The organism is Eggerthella sp. BIOML-A4 (genome assembly GCF_009875575.1).
Classification (GTDB): domain Bacteria; phylum Actinomycetota; class Coriobacteriia; order Coriobacteriales; family Eggerthellaceae; genus Eggerthella; species Eggerthella lenta.
Genome location: NZ_WWRX01000018.1, coordinates 15,587 through 34,022, shown reverse-complemented (window position 1 = coordinate 34,022; position 18,436 = coordinate 15,587). Strand labels below are relative to the sequence as shown.

General features: G+C 66.9%; 21 protein-coding genes and 1 pseudogene. 21 read left to right on the top strand and 1 reads right to left on the bottom strand.

Annotated elements, in window-relative coordinates:
- The 20 genes and pseudogenes from mtnA to GT613_RS15785 form a co-directional block, all read left to right on the top strand.
- The coding region (mtnA, locus tag GT613_RS13895; protein WP_240132897.1) for an S-methyl-5-thioribose-1-phosphate isomerase at nt 1-892 on the top strand (892 nt) is incomplete at its 5' end.
- A 44-nt stretch (nt 893-936) separates the two neighbouring features.
- Nucleotides 937-1,980 carry a deoxyguanosinetriphosphate triphosphohydrolase gene (locus tag GT613_RS13890; protein ID WP_009304467.1) on the top strand — a complete coding sequence of 348 codons (1,044 nt, stop codon included), beginning with the start codon at nt 937-939 and terminating at the stop codon, nt 1,978-1,980.
- Between the two features lie 65 nt (nt 1,981-2,045).
- A complete protein-coding gene (locus GT613_RS13885) occupies nt 2,046-2,732 on the top strand; it encodes an AzlC family ABC transporter permease (RefSeq protein ID WP_009304466.1) in 687 nt (228 codons plus the stop codon).
- A complete protein-coding gene (locus tag GT613_RS13880) occupies nt 2,732-3,064 on the top strand; it encodes an AzlD domain-containing protein (protein WP_009304465.1) in 333 nt (110 codons plus the stop codon). Before GT613_RS13885 ends, GT613_RS13880 begins: the two co-directional genes overlap by 1 nt.
- Before the next feature lie 192 nt (nt 3,065-3,256).
- Complete coding sequence (rplS, locus tag GT613_RS13875; RefSeq protein WP_009304464.1) at nt 3,257-3,604, top strand: 50S ribosomal protein L19; 348 nt, start codon at nt 3,257-3,259, stop codon at nt 3,602-3,604.
- A gap of 142 nt (nt 3,605-3,746) precedes the next feature.
- The gene (locus GT613_RS13870) at nt 3,747-4,535 is read left to right on the top strand and encodes a ribonuclease HII (RefSeq protein ID WP_009304463.1); all 789 of its coding nucleotides are present in this window, start codon (nt 3,747-3,749) and stop codon (nt 4,533-4,535) included.
- Nucleotides 4,536-4,842: 307 nt separating this feature from the next.
- On the top strand, nt 4,843-5,364 hold the full coding sequence (locus tag GT613_RS13865; protein WP_009304461.1) for a YraN family protein: 522 nt from the start codon (nt 4,843-4,845) through the stop codon (nt 5,362-5,364).
- On the top strand, nt 5,361-6,860 hold the full coding sequence (locus GT613_RS13860; protein ID WP_009304460.1) for a YifB family Mg chelatase-like AAA ATPase: 1,500 nt from the start codon (nt 5,361-5,363) through the stop codon (nt 6,858-6,860). Before GT613_RS13865 ends, GT613_RS13860 begins: the two co-directional genes overlap by 4 nt.
- Entirely contained in the window at nt 6,857-7,774 is a 918-nt protein-coding gene (gene dprA, locus GT613_RS13855) for a DNA-processing protein DprA (RefSeq protein WP_021409125.1), read from the top strand. Before GT613_RS13860 ends, dprA begins: the two co-directional genes overlap by 4 nt.
- Nucleotides 7,775-7,789: 15 nt before the next feature.
- Entirely contained in the window at nt 7,790-8,056 is a 267-nt protein-coding gene (locus GT613_RS13850; RefSeq protein ID WP_009304457.1) for a DUF4160 domain-containing protein, read from the top strand.
- An 11-nt stretch (nt 8,057-8,067) separates the two neighbouring features.
- Entirely contained in the window at nt 8,068-8,364 is a 297-nt protein-coding gene (locus tag GT613_RS13845) for a DUF2442 domain-containing protein (RefSeq protein WP_009609143.1), read from the top strand.
- 29 nt (nt 8,365-8,393) lie between these two features.
- Nucleotides 8,394-9,827, top strand: a complete 1,434-nt coding sequence (gene trmFO, locus GT613_RS13840; protein WP_009304454.1) for a methylenetetrahydrofolate--tRNA-(uracil(54)-C(5))-methyltransferase (FADH(2)-oxidizing) TrmFO — start codon at nt 8,394-8,396, stop codon at nt 9,825-9,827.
- Nucleotides 9,824-10,795, top strand: coding sequence for a tyrosine recombinase XerC (locus GT613_RS13835; protein WP_009304452.1), 972 nt, complete (start codon nt 9,824-9,826; stop codon nt 10,793-10,795). Before trmFO ends, GT613_RS13835 begins: the two co-directional genes overlap by 4 nt.
- A 208-nt stretch (nt 10,796-11,003) precedes the next feature.
- A complete protein-coding gene (locus GT613_RS13830) occupies nt 11,004-11,498 on the top strand; it encodes a hypothetical protein (RefSeq protein ID WP_009609141.1) in 495 nt (164 codons plus the stop codon).
- A gap of 153 nt (nt 11,499-11,651) precedes the next feature.
- Entirely contained in the window at nt 11,652-12,128 is a 477-nt protein-coding gene (locus GT613_RS13825) for a hypothetical protein (RefSeq protein ID WP_009304447.1), read from the top strand.
- A gap of 115 nt (nt 12,129-12,243) precedes the next feature.
- A complete protein-coding gene (locus GT613_RS13820; protein ID WP_009304445.1) occupies nt 12,244-12,912 on the top strand; it encodes a response regulator transcription factor in 669 nt (222 codons plus the stop codon).
- 37 nt (nt 12,913-12,949) lie between these two features.
- Nucleotides 12,950-13,978, top strand: coding sequence for a HAMP domain-containing sensor histidine kinase (locus GT613_RS13815; RefSeq protein WP_035578284.1), 1,029 nt, complete (start codon nt 12,950-12,952; stop codon nt 13,976-13,978).
- 230 nt (nt 13,979-14,208) lie between these two features.
- Complete coding sequence (locus GT613_RS13810) at nt 14,209-15,048, top strand: ABC transporter ATP-binding protein (protein WP_009304441.1); 840 nt, start codon at nt 14,209-14,211, stop codon at nt 15,046-15,048.
- Nucleotides 15,038-15,430 (top strand): annotated as a pseudogene (locus tag GT613_RS15790) (FtsX-like permease family protein); the annotation flags it as partial. The gene GT613_RS13810 and the pseudogene GT613_RS15790, both read left to right, overlap by 11 nt.
- A gap of 61 nt (nt 15,431-15,491) precedes the next feature.
- Nucleotides 15,492-17,228: an ABC transporter permease gene (locus GT613_RS15785; RefSeq protein WP_370516130.1), complete on the top strand. Its 1,737-nt coding sequence runs from the start codon at nt 15,492-15,494 to the stop codon at nt 17,226-17,228.
- Nucleotides 17,229-17,380: 152 nt separating this feature from the next.
- Here the strand turns inward: GT613_RS15785 and GT613_RS13800 are convergent, their stop codons facing one another.
- Nucleotides 17,381-17,575 (bottom strand): helix-turn-helix domain-containing protein, encoded by a 195-nt coding sequence (locus tag GT613_RS13800; RefSeq protein WP_009609120.1) that lies wholly within the window; start codon nt 17,573-17,575, stop codon nt 17,381-17,383.
- A 159-nt stretch (nt 17,576-17,734) separates the two neighbouring features.
- Between GT613_RS13800 and GT613_RS13795 the strand changes: the two genes are divergently transcribed.
- Nucleotides 17,735-18,424 (top strand): CpsD/CapB family tyrosine-protein kinase, encoded by a 690-nt coding sequence (locus GT613_RS13795; RefSeq protein WP_161172677.1) that lies wholly within the window; start codon nt 17,735-17,737, stop codon nt 18,422-18,424.
- Nucleotides 18,425-18,436: the final 12 nt, after the last annotated feature.

Genomic DNA, 18,436 nt, shown 5'->3' with positions numbered 1-18,436 from the left:
GCGCGGCGCGCCCGCCAGCGGCGGGGCGGGCGCCGCTGCCGTGGCGCTTTGGGCTCGGGAGGCCGCCGGCGGCGCCACGGGCGCGGGCGAGGTTTCCGCGTACCGCGCCGCGCTCGAGCGGCCGGCCGAGGAGATCGCCTGCGCGCGCCCGACCGCGGTGAACCTGCGCTGGGCGGTCGAGCGCGTGCTGGGCCGCGCGCGTGTTGCGCTCGACGGGGGCGCGGCTCCTGCGGCCGTGGCCGACGCCCTGTTCGCGGAGGCGAAGCGCATGGAGGCCGAGGACGAAGCCGCGAACCGCGCCATCGGCGCGCACGGAGCCGCGCTGCTGCGGCAGGGCAGCCGCGTGCTCACGCACTGCAACGCCGGAAGCCTGGCGACGGCGTTCTACGGCACGGCGCTCGGCGTGGTATACGCCGCGGCCGAGCAGGGCAAGATCGAGCGCGTGTACGCCGACGAGACGCGCCCAGTGGGGCAGGGCGCGCGCCTCACGTCGTGGGAGCTGGCGCGCGCGGGCGTTCCCTGCACGCTCGTCTGCGACAACATGGCCGCAAGCCTCATGGCTAAAGGAGAGGTGGACGCCGTGATCGTGGGAGCCGACCGCATCGCCGCCAACGGAGACGCGGCGAACAAGATCGGCACGTACGGCGTGGCCGTGCTCGCCCGCCATCACGGCATCCCGTTCTACGTGGCCGCGCCCACCTCCACCATCGACCCCGCGATCGCGGACGGCTCGGGCATCCCCATCGAAGAGCGCGATGCCTCCGAGGTCCTGCCCGTCGCGATCGAGGGCGTCGACGTGTGGAACCCGGCCTTCGACGTGACGCCGGCCGGCCTCATCACGCGCATCGTCACGGAGCGCGGCGCGTTCGAGCCGGATAAGTTGGTATACTGATCCTGCAGGTCGCCGACGGACGGGCGACGGAAAAGGAGGGCCTTATGCGCATCATCCATCGCGAGGACCAAGAGCAGCGCGAGCACGTGGAGCTTTCCCGCGACGCGGCGTTCGCCGACGAGAGCGACGGCCGCGACCGATCCGCCGAGCCCGACATCCTGCGCACCGACTACCAGCGCGACCGCGATAAGATCCTCCACACGAAGTCCTTCCGCCGCCTGTCGCACAAGACGCAGGTGTTCCTGGCCGCCGAGGGCGACCACTTCCGCACCCGTCTCACGCACACGCTGGAGGTGGCGCAGATCGCCCGCACCATCGCCCGCGCGCTGGGGCTGAACGAGGATCTCGCCGAGGCCATCTCGCTCGGCCACGACCTGGGGCACACGCCCTTCGGGCATACGGGGGAGGAGGCGCTCGCGCGCTGCCTGGCGCGCCACAAGGGGATCGACCCGGCATCGCCCGAGGCGGAGGCGCTCTACCGCCACAACGAGCAGAGCCTGCGCGTGGTCGAGCGCATCGAGAACGGCGGCAAGGGACTGAATCTCACGTCCGAGGTGCGCGACGGCATCCTCAATCACACCGGCGACCTGCGCGCCGAGACGCTGGAGGGGCGCATCGTGGGCACGGCCGACCGCATCGCGTACGTCAACCACGACATCGACGACGCCATCCGCGCGGGCATCCTGCGCGAGGTCGACCTGCCGGCGTCGACGCACGCCATGCTGGGCCCCGACCATTCGTCGCGCATCGAGACGCTCGTGCTCGACATGGTGGAGACGTCGGCCGCCGTCGACGACATCCGCATGAGCGACGCGGTGTGGAACGCCATGATGGAGCTGCGGTCGTTCCTGTTCGAGCGCGTGTACAGCGCCCCTGCCGTCACCGACGAGGTGGCGAAGGCGACGCACCTCGTGGACGACCTGTTCGACTACTACGTGGCGCACACGGGCGAAGTTCCGCAGGAGTACCGCGCCATCTCCGAGGGCGACGACCTGCGCGCCGTCACCGACTTCATCGCCGGCATGACCGACCGCTACGCCAAGAACCTCTACCAAAGGCTGTTCATCCCCAACGCGCTGCATTACTAGGTTCCCTCGGCCTAAGGACATTTCTTCGTTGCGCAGGTGCACAAGAATTGTATAATCGTCTAACTATGCTTTCCGGGGATCACATCAGGCAATCGTTTTCGGCGGCGCTGCCCATCATGCTGGGCTACGTCGCCATCGGCATACCCTGCGGCATCCTGAGCGCTTCCATCGGCATGAACGAGCTGCAGGTGTTCCTGCTGTCGGCCGTGTTCTACTCGGGCGCGGGCCAGTTCATGATCCCGAACATGTGGCTGGCCGGCTCGCCGCTCGCGTCCATCATCGCCAGCGTGTCGCTGGTGAACACACGCCAGATGCTGTACTCGGCCTCGTTCGCGCCGCGCTGCGAGCGTGTGAAGAAACGCCTCGCGTTTCTGTTCGCGGCTACGGTGACCGATGAGAGCTACGGTGTGAACACGGCGAAGTTCGAGGAGGGCGGCTGGTCGGTTGGCCGCGCCACGCTCGTGAACCTTTTCTCGCAAAGCTCGTGGGCGCTGTCGAACGTGGCCGGCGTGCTCGTGGGCAACGCCGTGGGCATCCCGCTGGCCATAGCCTCCTTCGCCATGACGTCCATCTTCATCTGCCTGCTTGTCACGCAAAAGGTGACGCCGGCCAACGTGGTGGCTGCGGCGTTCGCCATCCTGGGCGTGTACACATGCAAGACCATCGGGCTTTCGGGCCCCGCCATACTCGTGGGCGCGCTCGTGGGCGTGATGGCGGCGCTGCTGTTCACGTGGGCGAAGGAGCGCGGCTGATGGAACCGATGGGCTGGGGCGATTACTTCATCGTGCTGGGGTGCTGCGCAATCACCATGCTGGTCTGCCGCGTGGTGCCGCTGTTCGTTCTCAAGGGCAAGGAACTGCCGGAAGGGGTCGGGCAGGCGCTCGGCTTCATTCCGCCGGCCGCGTTCGCCGCGCTCGTCGCGAACGACCTTTTGACGCCCGGCATGTTCGACGCAGGCCTGTGGCCGGCAGCCGCGCCCCTGGTCGCCGCGCTTGCGGTGGCGCTCGTCGCCTGGAAGACGAAATCGCTTCTGTGGTGCGCCGTCTCGGGTGTGGCCGCGTACGCGCTGCTCATGCTCCTGTAGAGGCCGTGCGCATCGGAAGACCGGGCCGGAAGCGCGGCGGAATTCGGCATTATGCGTGGAGAGCCCAAGTTTTTGCGCATGTGCCCAGGTTTTTCCTTGCAGTACCGTTCCGTTGACGGTATACTATCCAATCGTGTCTTTACTAGACGACATGCAATTAGGTTTCATTGAATATATAAGAAGGAACGGGTCATGGATATCATTCGCGCCATCGAACAGCAGCAGATCAAGCAGGACGTCCCCGAGTTCAACGTCGGCGACAACGTGAAGGTTCACTACCGCATCACCGAGGGCAACCGCGAGCGTATCCAGGTGTTCCAGGGCGATGTCATCCGTCGCCAGGGCGCTTCGAATCGCGAGACGTTCACCGTTCGCAAGATCAGCTTCTCCATCGGCGTGGAGCGCACCTTCCCCGTGCACTCCCCGAAGATCGAGCGCATCGAGGTCGTGCGTCAGGGCGATGTGCGCCGCGCCAAGCTGTACTACCTGCGCAAGAAGGTGGGCAAGGCCGCGAAGATCAAGGAGAAGGCGTACCGCTAGGCCTTCTATACGCTTCAGATTTGCAGGAACCCCCGTCGTCCTTCCGGACGGCGGGGGTTCCTTTTTTACAGGGGCGGGCGAGGCCGCGCAGCGCCTTTCTGGTATCATGGTCGGTCGAAGAAGAGCATGTCGAGGGGGATTCATGGAACCGACCGTCGCCGATATCAAGCAACGCCTGCACGAAGCCGACGAGCGCGAGTTCGCGGTGCTCGAGCGCTCGCTCGTGGCCGACGCGCGCAAGGGCGTGCGCGACGCCGTGGAGCGGGCTCGGGCGCGTCTGGCGGCCGAGGCGGCGGAACGGCAGCGACTGGCATCGTTGTACGCGTTCGAGCGCGCGCTGGCTGCAGGGCGCGGCGACGGCGTGATCGTAGGTCTCGACGAGGTGGGGCGCGGGCCGCTCGCCGGGCCTTTGGCCGTGGGCGCGGTGGTGCTGCCCGCCGAACCGTTCATCGAGGGTCTCAACGACTCCAAGCAGGTGAAGCCCGAGGTGCGCGAGCGCATCGCCGTGCAGGTGAAGGCCGTGGCCGTGGCCTGGACGGTCGAGTACGTGGAGGCGTCCGACATCGACGCTTGCGGTATGACGGCCTCGCTCGCGCTGGCGTTCCGACGCGCGATCAGACGCATCGAGGAAGCGGGCGTGCGCCCCGACGTGGTGTTGCTCGACGGCAACCCGATGCGCCTCGACGAGCGCGAGGTGAACGTGGTGAAGGGCGACGGGAAATGCGCCTCGATCGCCGCCGCCTCCATCGTGGCGAAGGTGGAGCGCGACGCGCTCATGTGCCGCTACGCCGAGGAGTACCCCGAATACGGCTTCGACGCCTGCAAGGGCTACGCGAGCGCGGCCCATATCGAGGCCATCAAGCGCTACGGTCTCACGCCCATCCATCGCGCGACGTTCTGCACGGCCTTCACGCAACCTGCTCTGTTCTAGCGCCTCCGCGTCCTTCCACACGTTTCCACCGCTGCGTTTTCCACGCTTGCGAGCCGTTCGGCGCGCCTTCGGGTGCAAGCTGGACGGCTTTTCCATCTGCGGTTTCTCTTCGGTGCGGAATCTGCGTCGAAAGTGCATGGACGATACGTTCGATCCGCGTTGGAAACGGAGGCAAGGCGCGTGTCATCCGCATGGAAACGGCGTGTCTTTCCGGGAAGGTTTCGCGGTGCGTTTCGCTGGATACGTGCCATCGCCGCGTAAGACGGCATCCTTATCATGGAACCACAGACGAAAGGGGCGTGGTGCCATGTATCAGGATACGGCGGCAACGATCGAATGGCAGGACGGTGAGCAGGCGGCGTGCGGAAAGAAGGCCGGCGCGGGCGAGCGGCGAGGAGTAGGCTCGGGGGCCAAGCGGCGTGCGAAACGGGGCGAACGGGCGCAGGATCGCGAGAAGACGGCGGGGGGGCGCAACGCGGAGCTGGGGCGTAGAGGCGAGGACGCCGCCGCTCGCTTTCTCGACCGGCGCGGCTACGAGATCGTCGAGCGCAACTGGACGTGCGCGGCGGGTGAGGCCGACATCATCGCGCGCGACGGCGACAGCGTCGTGTTCGTGGAGGTGAAGACCAGGTCGAGCTGCGACTGCGGCATGCCGGCGGAAGCGGTGGACGAGGCCAAGCGCGACCGCTACGAGCGCATCGCGGCGCTGTTCCTGCAAGGCTTCGACGTGGTGGACGTGCCGGTGCGCTTCGACATCGTGTCCATCGTGGCGATCTCGCCCGACCGCGCGATGATCCGCCACCACATCAACGCGTTCTCGGGCCGATGAGCGTGCGGGGGCAGTGCGTCGTGCGGTCCGCGACGCTGCGCGGCGTGGAAGCCGTTCCGGTCGACGTCGAGGTGGTCATGGCGAACGGGATTCCCGGCTTCTCCATCGTCGGCTTGGCCGACGCCTCCGTGCAGGAATCGCGCGAGCGGGTGAAGGCGGCGCTGCGCTCGTGCGGCTTCTCGCTGCCGGCCAGCAAGGTGGTGGTGAACCTGGCACCGGGCGTCTTGCGCAAGACGGGGTCGGGGTTCGACCTGCCCATCGCGGCGGGCATCCTGTGCGCTTCGGGGCAGTTAGACCCGCGTGCGGTGCGCGGCCAGCTGTTCGTGGGCGAGCTGTCGCTCGAGGGGGCGGTGCGCCCGGTGGCCGGGCTGCTGGCCTACGCGCTGTGCGCGCAGCGGTTGGGCGTCGACCTCGTATGCGCGCCGGTCGACCAGGGTTTCGTCGCGCTCGACGGGTTGGTGCGCCGTGCGGCGAAGTCGCTGGCGGGGTTCAGGACGGGCCTGTTCCCGGCCGTGGCCGGCGCGGCGAAGCCGAGCAGTGCGCCCGCGCTTGACTTCCGGGACATCGCCGGCCACGACATGGCGAAGCGCGCCTTGCAGATCGCGGCGGCGGGCGGCCACGGCGTGCTGATGACGGGACCGCCCGGTTCGGGCAAGACCATGCTCGCGTCGAGGCTGCCGTCCATCCTGCCGCCGCTGTCGGAGGCCGAGGCCATCGAGACGGCGGTGGTGCACTCGGTCGCCGGCGAGGAGGTGGAACCGATCCTGGGCGGGGTGCGGCCGTTTCGCAGCCCGCACCACTCGGCCACGTTGGCGGGGCTGGTCGGCGGCGGCTCGCCCTTGCGTCCCGGCGAGATATCGCTCGCGAACAACGGCGTGCTGTTCCTCGACGAGCTCGCCGAGTTCAGCCCGTCTGTTCTCCAGGGCATCCGCCAGCCGCTGGAGTCGGGGCGGGTCACCCTCACGCGCGCCGACGGCAACGTCGACTTCCCGGCGCGGTTCATGCTGGTGGCGGCCACCAACCCGTGCCCCTGCGGCTACTACGGCGACGAGGAGGAGCCGTGCACGTGCACGCACCGGCAGATGCAGCTCTACCGCAACCGCATCGGCGGACCCATCATGGACCGCATCGACGTGCATATCGCGGTGCGCAGGATCCCGCCCGGCGAGGTGCTGGCCACCGGGCACGGCACGAGCTCCGAGGAGCTGCGCCGCGATGTGCTGCGCGCGCGGGAGTTCGCGTCGTGGCGGCGCGCGCGAAACGGGGAGGACGACAAGGCGCTCACGTCGGAGGCGCTTGTTCGGGCCTGCGCGCTGACGACGCAGGACGAGGGCTTCCTCGAGGGCGCGGCGAAGGCGGGGCGCCTGAGCGGCCGCGCCATCATGCGCACGCTCGCGCTCGCGCGCACGATAGCCGACATGGAGGAGAGCGCCCGCGTGGAGCGCAGCCATCTGTGCGAGGCCATCGGCTTCCGCCTGCGCGAGGGGGAATCGTGAGCGCGCTCGCTGGCGAGCGCACGGTGCTCGCGCGCGGCGGAGAAGGCTTCCCTTCTGCGCTGGAAAACGTGGCGCAGCCGCCGGATCGGCTGTACGTGGTAGGCGATCCTTTCGCGCTCCAGGAGGGCATCGCCATCGTGGGCGCGCGCAGGGCCACGCCGTACGGGCGCGGGTGCGCCAAGCGCTTCGCGGCCTTGGCCGCCCGGCGCGGCATCGTAGTGGTGTCGGGCGGGGCGCGCGGCTGCGACGCGGCGGCGCATGCGGCCGCGCTGGAGGAGGGCGGGCGCACAGTGGCGTTTCTGGGCGGCGGGTGCGACCGGCTGTACCCCGCCGAGCACGAGGGGCTGTTCCAGCGCATCGTCGACGGGGGCGGGGCGGTGGTTTCCGAGCACGTGTGGGACGAGGATCCCAAGCCGTACCGTTTCCGCCTGCGCAACCGCCTCATCGCCGGGCTCGCCCGCGCCACGCTCATCGTGGAGGCGGGACTGCCGTCGGGAACCTTCTCCACGGCCGACGAGGCGCTGGCGGCGAACCGCGACGTGCTCGTGGTGCCCGGCGCCATCACCGCTGCCTCGTCGCGTGGCGCGAACCGCCTCATCTACCAGGGCGCGACGCCCGTCATCGATGACGAGACGTTCGAGGATGCGCTGTTCTCGCTGTTCGGATGCCTGAAGCAGGAGACCGTCCCTTCCGTCGAGCGCACCGGTGCGCCGCGTGCGGACGAGCCGTCGAACCCGGTGGCGGACGCGCTGCGCGCCGAGCCGCTGAGCATGGAGCAGCTCTACGCGATCGCCGCCTCATCGTGCGGCGGGGAGGATGCGCGATCCTGGCTCATGGAGCGCCTCGTCGAAGCCGAGCTCGCCGGCGCCGTCGCCCGCCACCCCGACGGCCGCTGGGGCCCGGCGGTGAGATGAGAGAGGAGGAGCGCGATGACGACGTTATCCATGTTCTACGGCATCGTGATCATTATGTATAATGAGGCGGACGGCAGGCACCATACGCCTCATATCCATGCTCGGTTCGCGGAATTCGAATGCTCTATCGATTTCGAAGGCAGGGTTTTCGACGGCCGTTTCCCTCCTCGAAAGCTCGCGTTGCTCCGAGCATGGATCGTGCTTCATCAAGAGGAGCTGGAGGCCGATTGGAAGCTCATGAGCGAGGGGCTTGCCGCATTTCGGATCGATCCTTTGCGATAGGCGGTGGTAGCATGTGGTATCCGGTGCTCGATGAAGAGCGCGGGATGGTGATGAACAAAAGCCAACCCGATCTGGTTGAGGTCGTTGCCGAAGGAGGCTGCCTTCTGCTGCTGGAGTTTGAAACGGGCGAGCTTCGCCGGCTCGACGTCTCGTCGTTCCTCAAACGCGGAGGCGCGTATGAACGGCTGCGGGACGACGAGTATTTGAAGCTCGTTCGGATCATCGACGGCGGGATGGCGCTTGGATGGCCGGACGGCCAGGAAGTGTATCCGGAGGCCCTGTTCGCGATGAGCGAGCGCGTTCGGTAAGAAACGCGCGTAGTTTCGAGGGTTTCCGGATGCGCTGGAGCCTGTGTTTTGCTATCCTAGTCGGCATGTCTCAATCAGTAACCATAGTAGGGGCCGGGCTCGCTGGGAGCGAGGCGGCCTTGCAGCTCGCCGATCGTGGCGTGCGGGTCCGTTTGGTCGAAATGCGCCCGAAGACGCCCACGCTCGTTCATGTCACGGGATGCTGCGCCGAACTCGTGTGCTCGAACTCCCTGAAAAGCGAGAAGCCCGACAGCGCGGCCGGCATGCTGAAGCGCGAGTTGGCCGAGCTGGGATCGCAGCTGTACGCCCAGGCCAAGCTGCATGCCGTGCCCGCAGGCGGTGCGCTGGCCGTCGACCGGACGGCGTTCGCCGAGGCGGTGACCGCGCTCGTGGAGGCGCATCCGCTCATCGATCTCGTGCACGAGGAGGTCGTCGACCTCGTTCAAGCCGCCGAGGGCGCCGATGCGCTCGTGGTGGCCGCAGGGCCGCTCGCGTCCGACGCGCTGGCCGCGTCGCTTTCCCGGCTCGCCGGCGAAGAGCACCTGGCCTTCTACGACGCCGCCGCCCCTATCGTCATGGCCGATTCGCTCGACTACGCGAAGCTGTTCCGCCAGAGCCGCTACGAGGACGCCGCCGCCGATGCGGGCGACTACCTGAACGCGCCGTTCTCGCGCGAGGAGTACGACGCCTTCGTCGACGAGCTCGTGGCCGCCGAGCGCGTGATCCGCCGCGACTTCGAGACGCGCGATCTGTTCCAGGCGTGCCAGCCGATCGAGGAGATCGCCCGCAAGGGACACGACGCGCCTCGCTTCGGCACGCTCAAGCCGGTGGGGCTCACCGACCCGCGCACGGGGCATCGCCCATGGGCCGCGCTGCAGCTGCGTGCCGAGGACGCGCACGGTTCCAGCTACAACCTCGTGGGGTTCCAGACGAACCTCACCTTCCCTGAGCAGCGCCGCGTGTTCCGCCTCATCCCCGGGCTCGAGAACGCCGAGTTCGCGCGCTACGGCGTGATGCACCGCAACACGTTCGTGGACGCGCCGCGCCTGCTGGACGAAAGCCTGCGCCTGCGCTCGCCTGAGGCGGAGCGCCTCGGGGTTCCGGTGCACCTTGCCGGTCAGATCGCGGGCACCGAAGGGTACTGCGAGGCTATCCGCTCGGGGCTCCACGTCGCCTTCGCCGTGGCCGCTGAGCTTCGCGGCGCGCAGGCGCCCGCGCTCCCGCGCGAGACGGCGTTCGGCGCGCTTCTGGCTTACGCCACCGATCCCGCCGTCAAGGACTACCAGCCCATGCACGTGAACTTCGGCATCCTGCCCCCGTTCGAGCAGCGCATCCGCAACAAGCGCGACCGCTACGCCGCCTACGCCGAGCGCGGCGCCGAGGCGCTCGCGGCGTACAAGGCCGAGCTGGCCGCGCGCGGCCTTTCATCCGACGCAGCCGCTCGCCCGGAGGCATCCTCATGACTGCAGACGGTGCCTCGTCGTCCCTGCGCGTCGACCCTCTCGACTGCGATCCGCGCATCGTCGAGCTGATCGACGCGTTTTGCCACGCCATGCGCGTGGAGCGCAACGCCTCGGTGCACACGTTGCGCGCCTACCGCATCGATCTTATGGACTTCGCGCGTTGGGCGTGCCGCGAGCGCATCGACATCCTCGCTGCCACGCATCGCCAGTTGCGCCGTTACCTGGGCGAGCTCGACCGCGCACAGTACTCGCGCACCACGGTGAACCGCCGCCTGTCGGCGCTGCGCAGCTTCTTCCGCTGGCTCAACGTCACCGGCATCGCCGACGAGGACCCCGCGAGCATTCTGCAGGGGCCCAAACAGCCGAAGAGCCTGCCGCACGTCATCCGGGCGTCGGACATGGTGAAGCTGCTGACGGTGTACGGCAAGCGCGACGCGGCCGGGCGCGAGCGCGAACAGTCGTCCGTGGATGCGCGGAACCTCGCTCTGCTGGAATTCCTGTACGCATGCGGCGCCCGCGTGTCCGAGGCGTCCGGTCTGCTTGCGGCCAACGTGGATTTCGGAAGCGGGCAGGTGAAGGTGTTCGGCAAGGGGTCGAAGGAGCGCATCGTGCCGTTGCACGACATGGCCGTGTCGTCCATGCGCGCCTATGCCACGTGGGCCCGCCCGCTGATCCTGCGCGACCGCACCTGCGACTACTTCTTCGTGTCCACGCGCGGCAACCGCATGGGCACCGACGCCATCCGCAAGATGTTCAAGGACGCGCTGCGCCAGGCAGGTCTGGACGAGTCGCTCTCGCCGCACGATATGCGCCATACCTTCGCCACCGACCTGCTGGACGGGGGCGCCGACCTGCGCAGCGTCCAGGAGATGCTGGGACATGCCAGCCTGTCCACCACGCAGATCTACACCCATCTTTCCCCCGGCCGCCTCAAGCAGGTGCACGCTCGCACCCACCCCCGAGGATAGAGCACCGTGTCGAACCACCCGTCCCTTTGACACGCTTTCCGTCCCCTTGTGCGCGCTTTTCCGGTTCCCGGCCGGTTGCGGAGCTGTGACCGCTTCCTGACGGTCGCCGCGCGCCGCGCAGCCTTCCCGCCTGTTCCTCCACAATCGGGTGCATTCGTCGTACATGCTCGCGATGTGCGCGTTGCGCACCGACCATAAGGAGGTTTCCATGAGCAAGAAGAAGATGCGGGCGTTCGCCGGCGCGATGGCCGTCGTGCTCGCTTTCGTACCGTTTTTGAGCGGCTGCGCGGCCAACGACGCCGAGGACAACCCGCAGGCCCAGCAAGAGCTGAACGCCGACGAGCAATCGCGCAACGAGGCCGAGGGCTCCATCGGCGAGACCGTGCAATACGGTCAGGTCATGGCTATGAACGGTTCTACGGCCACGGTTGTGGTAGGCACCCTCGCCAATGCGAACGACGGCAGCGGCTCGCAGGCTTTCAACGCGGGTCAGGACGAGATAACCTTCGACGAGGGAGACGTTTCCATCGTCGATGAATCGGGCGCCGAACTCGAGGGCCGCACCCTTTCCGCCGACGACGTCATCGTCATGCGCGGCACGGGATCGGGCACCGATTTCAAGCCCACGACCATCGAGATCCTTGACGTTGCAGGCGCGGGAACGAATGCCGACGATGCTCGCGTTCCCCAGGGCGTCAAGTAGCGCGTCGATGCCGCGCCGCAGGCCGATATCGCGCTATGGAGAACGTCGGCCCGCCCTTGCCCCCGTCGAGTTCGAGCCTATAATGTTCAGATGCCCGCGCGCGGCCTCCGCGTCGCGGGCGTTCGGATACAAGGCGCATCGAAGGAGCATGACATGCAGCTGCTGAAGGTTTCGACCGACAAACTTCTGCTCGTCGCCGGCATCGTGTGGCTCATTGCCGGCGCGAACATCGTGAACATCGGTCTTTCGGCTTTCCTGGACGAGACCGGGTGGCTGTTCTGGGTCTTGATAGGGGGGACCCTCCTCATATTCGTGCTGTTCCATATCTTCGTGTTCACCAAGATGGTTGGCAAGCATGCGAGCAGGATCAGGGGCTACGAGGAAGACAAAACCCACCTGTTCAAGTTCTTCGATAAAAAGGGCTACATCATGATGGCCATCATGATGGGCGGCGGTATCGCCTTGCGCGCATCGGGCGTCGTGCCCGAGTGGTTCATCGCGTTCTTCTATACGGGGTTGGGCGCTGCGTTGGCGGTTGCGGGCGTCAGCTTCATACTGCGTTACTTCAAAAGCTCGAAGCCTGCGTGTCCGGCGATGCCCGGCACGTACACCAAACATCATAAGGAATAGCTTCGGGGCGGCAACGAAACGGTTACGCCTCGCCGACGGAAGCGCTTCGCTGCGTACCATGGGGAGGTATCGAAGTCGAGGGAGCCGTCTTATGCGGACGGTGTGAGGAGGGCGAATGGCACGGATATTCGTCGTGGAAGACGACGCGTCGTTGCGCGAGGAGCTTATGCGCCTGCTCGAACTGCAGGGTCATACCGCGCTGACCGGCACCGCCTTCGACCGCATCGTGGACGATGTTTTGGCGGCTGCGCCCGACTGCGTGATCCTCGACCTCAAGCTTCCCGGCACGGGCGGCCATACGGTCTGCCGCGATCTCAGGCGCTCGAGTCAAGTGCCCGTCATCATGCTCACGTCGTCCGACAGCGAGTTCGACGAGGTTCTGAGCATGAACCTCGGCGCCGATGACTACGTCACGAAGCCTTACAACCCAGCCGTGCTTCTTGCGCGCATCCAATCGGTTCTGCGCCGTACGCAGCGTACCGAGCCGCCGACGCGTATCGAGCATCGAGGCGTGGTGCTGGACGTGGCGCGCGGGCGGGTGGAGCACGGCGGACGTTCCGTCGACCTGACGCGCAACGAGCTGAAGATCCTCCACATGCTCATGGCGAATCACGACACCATCATCTCGCGCCAGGAGCTGATGGTGGAGCTGTGGCAGTCCGATGCGTTCATCGACGACAACACGCTGACCGTCAACATCAACCGTTTGCGCAAGAGCCTGGCGAGTATCGGCGTGCCCGACGACTTCCTCGTCACGCGCCGCGGGCAGGGATACGTGGTGTGATGCGCGCGCCCCGACGACTCCGGGGGTGCCGTGCGCGATGAGCCCGGCAGCCTTTCTCAGGGATCGTGCCCTTTCCGTCGCCGTCGCCATCGTGTGCGCGATCGCGATCGGCTCCGTGGTCGCCGTGCTCGGTGCCGGTCCGGACGCCTCGGTGCTGGCGGCATGCATCGTGCTGGCATGCGCGGCCTTCGCCCTGACGGTGGACTACGCGCGTCGTCGCGCGTTTTACCGCGATCTCGAACAGGTGGTGGGAGACCTCGACCGCACCTATTACGCAACGGCGCTCATAGAACCTCCCGACTTCCTGGAAGGACGCCTGGCTTACGAGGCCCTGCAGGCGACGGGGAAGGCCGCCGCCGACGACGTGGCCGCGCACAAGCAGCAAGCCGAAGCCTACCGCGATTACATAGAGCTGTGGATCCACGAGATCAAGACGCCTATCGCCGCGGCGGCGCTCATGGCCTCAGGCTTGCACGGTCCCCAGGCCGCACGGATCAAGGGCGAGCTCGACCGTATCGAGGGCTACGTGGAGCAGGCGTTGTACTATGCGCGCTCCACCTCGCTCGTCCAGGACTATGCCATCCGCGAGACGAGCCTCGCCGAGGCCGTGCGGGAGGCGCTGCGGAAGCATGCGCGCTTCCTCATCGAGCGCGGCGTGGCGCCGACGGTGGACGTGGACGAAGACGTTCGCGTGTTCGCCGACGTGAAGTGGCTCGCTTTCGTCATCGGCCAGCTCGTGGCGAATGCGGGGAAATACGGCGCGAGCACGCTGCGCTTCTCGGTGCGGGAGGAGGGAGCAGGGACCAGCGACGCGCGCACGGTGCTCGAGGTGGCCGACGACGGCTGGGGCGTGCCGGCCGGCGACGTGCCTCGCGTGTTCGAGCGCGCCTTCACCGGCGAGAACGGCAGGCGTGCGGGCTCGTCCACGGGCATGGGGCTGTACCTCGTGGCCGAGCTGTGCGCGAAGATGGGTCTCGCCGTGGCGCTGGCCTCGGAAGAGGGGAAGGGCACGCGCGTGCTGCTGGCGTTCCCGCACGACCGCCGCAAGCTCGACCTGCTGTCGTGAAGGGCATGCGCTTCCTCTGTCTTTCGTGCGGCGATAGCGGGAACCGCCGCAGCTGGCACCGCGCGGGATCCTTCGACTCCGGCCTGCGGCCTCCGATCAGGATGACGGCCTGCGGGTTCCGGCCGCGCTGCCTTGCATTTTCGTAAGGTACGCGTCACGCGATTCGATGGCGCCCGGGCGCGCCGCGCCGTAGCATGGTCGAAGACCTGCAAGCGAGGAAGGATACGATCATGACCGAAGTCTACGCGACTCCGCAAACCCAGACGGCGGCGCGCCCCGGAGGCGCGGCTCCGTCTCTCGGCGCCCGTCCCATCCTGTCGGTGCGCCAGATCGAGAAGGTGTACGGCAACCGCGATTCCGTCACCCGGGCCATCAACGACATCAGCTTCGACGTGGCCCCCGGCGAGTTCGTGGGCATCATGGGGCCGTCGGGCTCCGGCAAGACGACGCTGCTGAACTGCGTCGCCACCATCGACACCGTGACGAGCGGGCACATCCTCGTCGACGGGCGCGACATCACGGGCCTGCGCTCCCGCGCGTTGGCGAAGTTCCGTCGCGACGACCTGGGCTTCATCTTCCAGGATTCCAACCTGCTGGACACGCTCACCGGCTTCGAGAACATCGCGCTGGCGCTGACGGTGAAGGGCGAGTCCACCGCCTCCATCAAGCCTCGCGTGCAGGCTATCGCCCGCACGTTGGGCGTGGACGAGGTGCTTGGCAAGTACCCCTACCAGATGTCCGGAGGCCAGAAGCAGCGCATCGCCGCGGCGCGGGCCATGGTCGCCGATCCGAAGCTCGTGCTGGCCGACGAGCCCACGGGCGCGCTCGATTCGCGCAGCGCCACGGTGATGCTGGAGACCCTGTCCATGATGAACGCCGATCTGCATGCCACCATCATGATGGTCACGCACGACTCGTTCGCGGCCTCGTTCGCCAGCCGCATCCTGTTCATCAAGGACGGCGCGGTGTTCAACGAGATCCGCCGCGGCGCCACGAGCCGCGGCGACTTCTTCAACCGCATCATGGAAGTGGTGACGTTCCTGGGCGGTGACGTGCGCGATGCTGGCTAAACTCGCTTTCCGCAACGTTCGGCGCTCGGTACGCGACTACGCTATCTACTTCGTCACGCTCGTGTTCGGCGTGGCGGTGTTCTACGCGTTCAACTCGGTGACCGGCCAGTCCATCCTGTTCGACCTTGAGGATACCGCCACGGCCAGCGTGTTCGAGATGACCGGTCAGATGTTGGGGATGTTCAGCGTGGTCATCGCCTGCGTGCTGGGCTTTCTCGTGCTGTACGCGAACGGGTTCCTCATCCGCCGACGCAAGCAGGAGTTCGGCACCTACCTCATGCTGGGCATGAACCCGTCCAGCGTGTCGGTCATCGTGCTTCTGGAGACGGTGGCGGTGGGCCTCGTTTCGCTGGGCGTGGGCCTGGCCTTGGGCTTCGCGTTGTCGCAAGGGCTGTCGTTCGTCACGGCGGGGCTGTTCAACATCCAGATGGAAGTACCGATTCGTGTTCTCGACCAACGCCTTCCTGCTGACGCTGGGCTGCTTCGTGCTCATCTTCGCCGTGACGGGGCTGTTCAACACGCTGTCCATCCGGCGCTACAAGCTCATCGACCTCTTGTCGGCCCGCTCGAAGAACGCGCGCTTCCGCGTGCGCAACCCCTGGATCAGCCTCGTCGGCTTCCTCGCGGCCGTCGCCGTGATCGCGTGGTCGTACGTTACGCTTGTCGACAACGGCCTCATGCAGTTCGACGAAGGGTTCTGGCGGGCCACGGCGCTCATGGTGGCGGGCACGTTTTTATTCTTCTGGTCGCTCGCGGGCTTCGCGCTTGCGGCGATCGAGCGCACGCGCGGCATCTACTTCAAGGGCCTTGCCATGTTCACGACGCGCCAGATCGCCAGCAAGGTGAACACGGCGTTCGTGTCGCTGTCGGTGGTATGCATCATGCTGTTCTTCTCGCTCACGGTGTTCTCCACGGGCATGGGCCTGGCGCGCGCGTTCAGCGGCAATGTCGAGGAGGGCACGCTGTACGACGCCACGCTCACGGCGAACGTGTACCTCAACGCGGGCGGCATCCACGACGAAGAGGCGCTCGCGAGCATGAGCGAGGAGGATCGGGAGTATCAGCGAGTCGCCGACGAGAAGGCCGCCGCCATCGCCGCGGACGCCGAGGCGTACGATTGGGATATCGCCGCGAAGCTGGCGGACGCTTCGCCGACGTGGGACGCGCTGGTGGATCGCTCGGTGCAGGTCGACGTGTACGTGGACGCCGATGAGAGCTATGGCGCGATCATGGATCGCTACGGCAAGGACACGGGCAACGATAAGCAGAACGAGGCGATGCACAGGCAGGGCATCTCGCTGGTCGGGGTCTCGCAGTTCAATGCGCTTGCCGAGCTGACGGGTCGGCCCACGGTGGACGTGGGCGAGGACGGCTACGCCGTGAACAACACGCTCGACGGCATGCAGGGCCTTGCCGAGGCGCTCGCAGGCAAAGGCGAGACCATCCAAGCGGCCGGTCGTACGCTGACGTCGACGGGCGAGCTGCGGCGCCAGCCGTTGGAGGACGCCGCGTTCGCTTCGAGCGGCGCCGAGGCGATCGTCCCCGACTCGGTGATCGCCGACCTGCGCGCCCAGGGCGTTGTGCCCGAGCAGTCCGTGCTCAACCTCATGTACAAGACGAGCCGAACCGAAGGCGACAAGCTGCTCGCGCAGATGCTGGGCGAGGCTTCTCCTCCCAGCGCCGAGGTGGCGGCTTCGGGGTGGAAGTTCGGCCCGAAGCCCTGGCCGGTGACGCTCTCGTTCACAGCCGAGGAGGTGGTCGTCCAGTCGAGCGGCATGAATATGATGATCTCGTACCTGGCACTGTACATCGGCTTCGTGTTCCTCATCGCCACGGCTGCCATTCTGGCCATCCAGCAGCTGTCCGAGACCAGCGACTCGTTGGCGCGCTACCGGGTGCTCGCCGAGATCGGCTGCGACCGCCGTATGATCTTCCGGTCGCTGCGCGCGCAGGTGCTCGTGTACTTCCTCGTTCCGCTCGCTTTGGCCGTGTGCCATACCGTATGCGCCGTCGGCGTCATCAGCGATGCGGTGCTCGCGCAGCTGGGCGTTTCGGTTCTCGAGCCCGCGCTGATGACCGGCGTGCTGACAGGCATCGTGTACGGGGCGTATCTCCTGGTCACGCACTTCGCCAGCCGCAGCATCATCCGCGCTTCGCTTGGCAAGAAGCTGTTGGGCTAGGAAGAGGAGCCGGTTGGCGGCCCCGTCGGCTTGCGTCGGGGCCGCCTCCGCATGCTCGTTGTCGCCCGAAAGCCGCGTTTTCAGCGTGAAAACAGCGGCTTTCGGGCGACAACGTGTTTCGGGGGGGGTGCCGCGCCTCGAACGATGCGCGGTTAGAACGAGAAGAGGTCGCGGACCTGCACGTCGAGGGCGTCGGCGATACGGCCGAGGTCGTCGAGACCCACGCTCACGCGTCCCGACTCGATGCGCCAGATGTGCGATTTGCTGCTGCCGATCATGAGGGCGAGCTTCTGCTGAGACAGGCTCTGCGCCTCCCTTCGCTCGCGAATCGCGCTCCCTAAAAGCACTCTTTTCCTATCAGCATCCATTCGTTCAGATTATTCGGTATAATCCTCAACACGGCTTCATATATGAAGCCGTGTTGAGGATGTGGGAGGAAGTTTGACGGTGCGTAAGCGACCCTGGGCGGTCGAGCCGGGCTTCCTCCTGCGCGAACCGGAGAATCGATGATGAAGATGTTCAAGAAGAAGACGAGGGTTCTGAACGCCGAGCTTCCGCGCCCGCTGCAGCGCAACGCGATGAGCACGCTGTACGCGAACTTGGGGTTCATGAGCTTCGACAAGCCGATGCGCACGATCGTGGTGACGAGCTCGGTGCCGAACGAGGGCAAAACGACGGTGGCCGTTGAGCTGGCTCGCGTGATGGCCGTGGCGGGGAAGCGCACGCTGCTCGTGGAATGCGACCTGCGGCGGCGCTCGCTGGCGGACAGGTTGGGGGTGCGCGCTCCCGTCGGGCTCTGCGCCGTCGTGATGGGGGATGAGGAACCGGGGCGGGCTATCGTGGCCACTCGTCAGCCGCGCATGCATTTCCTCGATGCCGAAGCAGGCGTGACCAGCCCCGTCGACATTCTCGATTCCCAACGATTCAGGCGCTTGCTCGGATGCCTGGCCGCTCGTTACGACCACGTGGTCATCGACACTCCGCCGGTGGGCGCGTTCGTGGACGCCGCCGGCGTCGCCCAGGTATCCGATGCGACGCTGCTCGTGGTGCGCGAAGGCTTCGTCGAGCGCGCAAGCGTCCAGAAGGCAGCCGAACAGTTGCGCGCGGCGGGCGCTAATCTCGTGGGGACGGTAATGAACTGCTGCGATACCGCAACGTCGGCCTACTATGCCGCCTACGGGGACAAAGCGGAGTAGGGTCTCGGCATG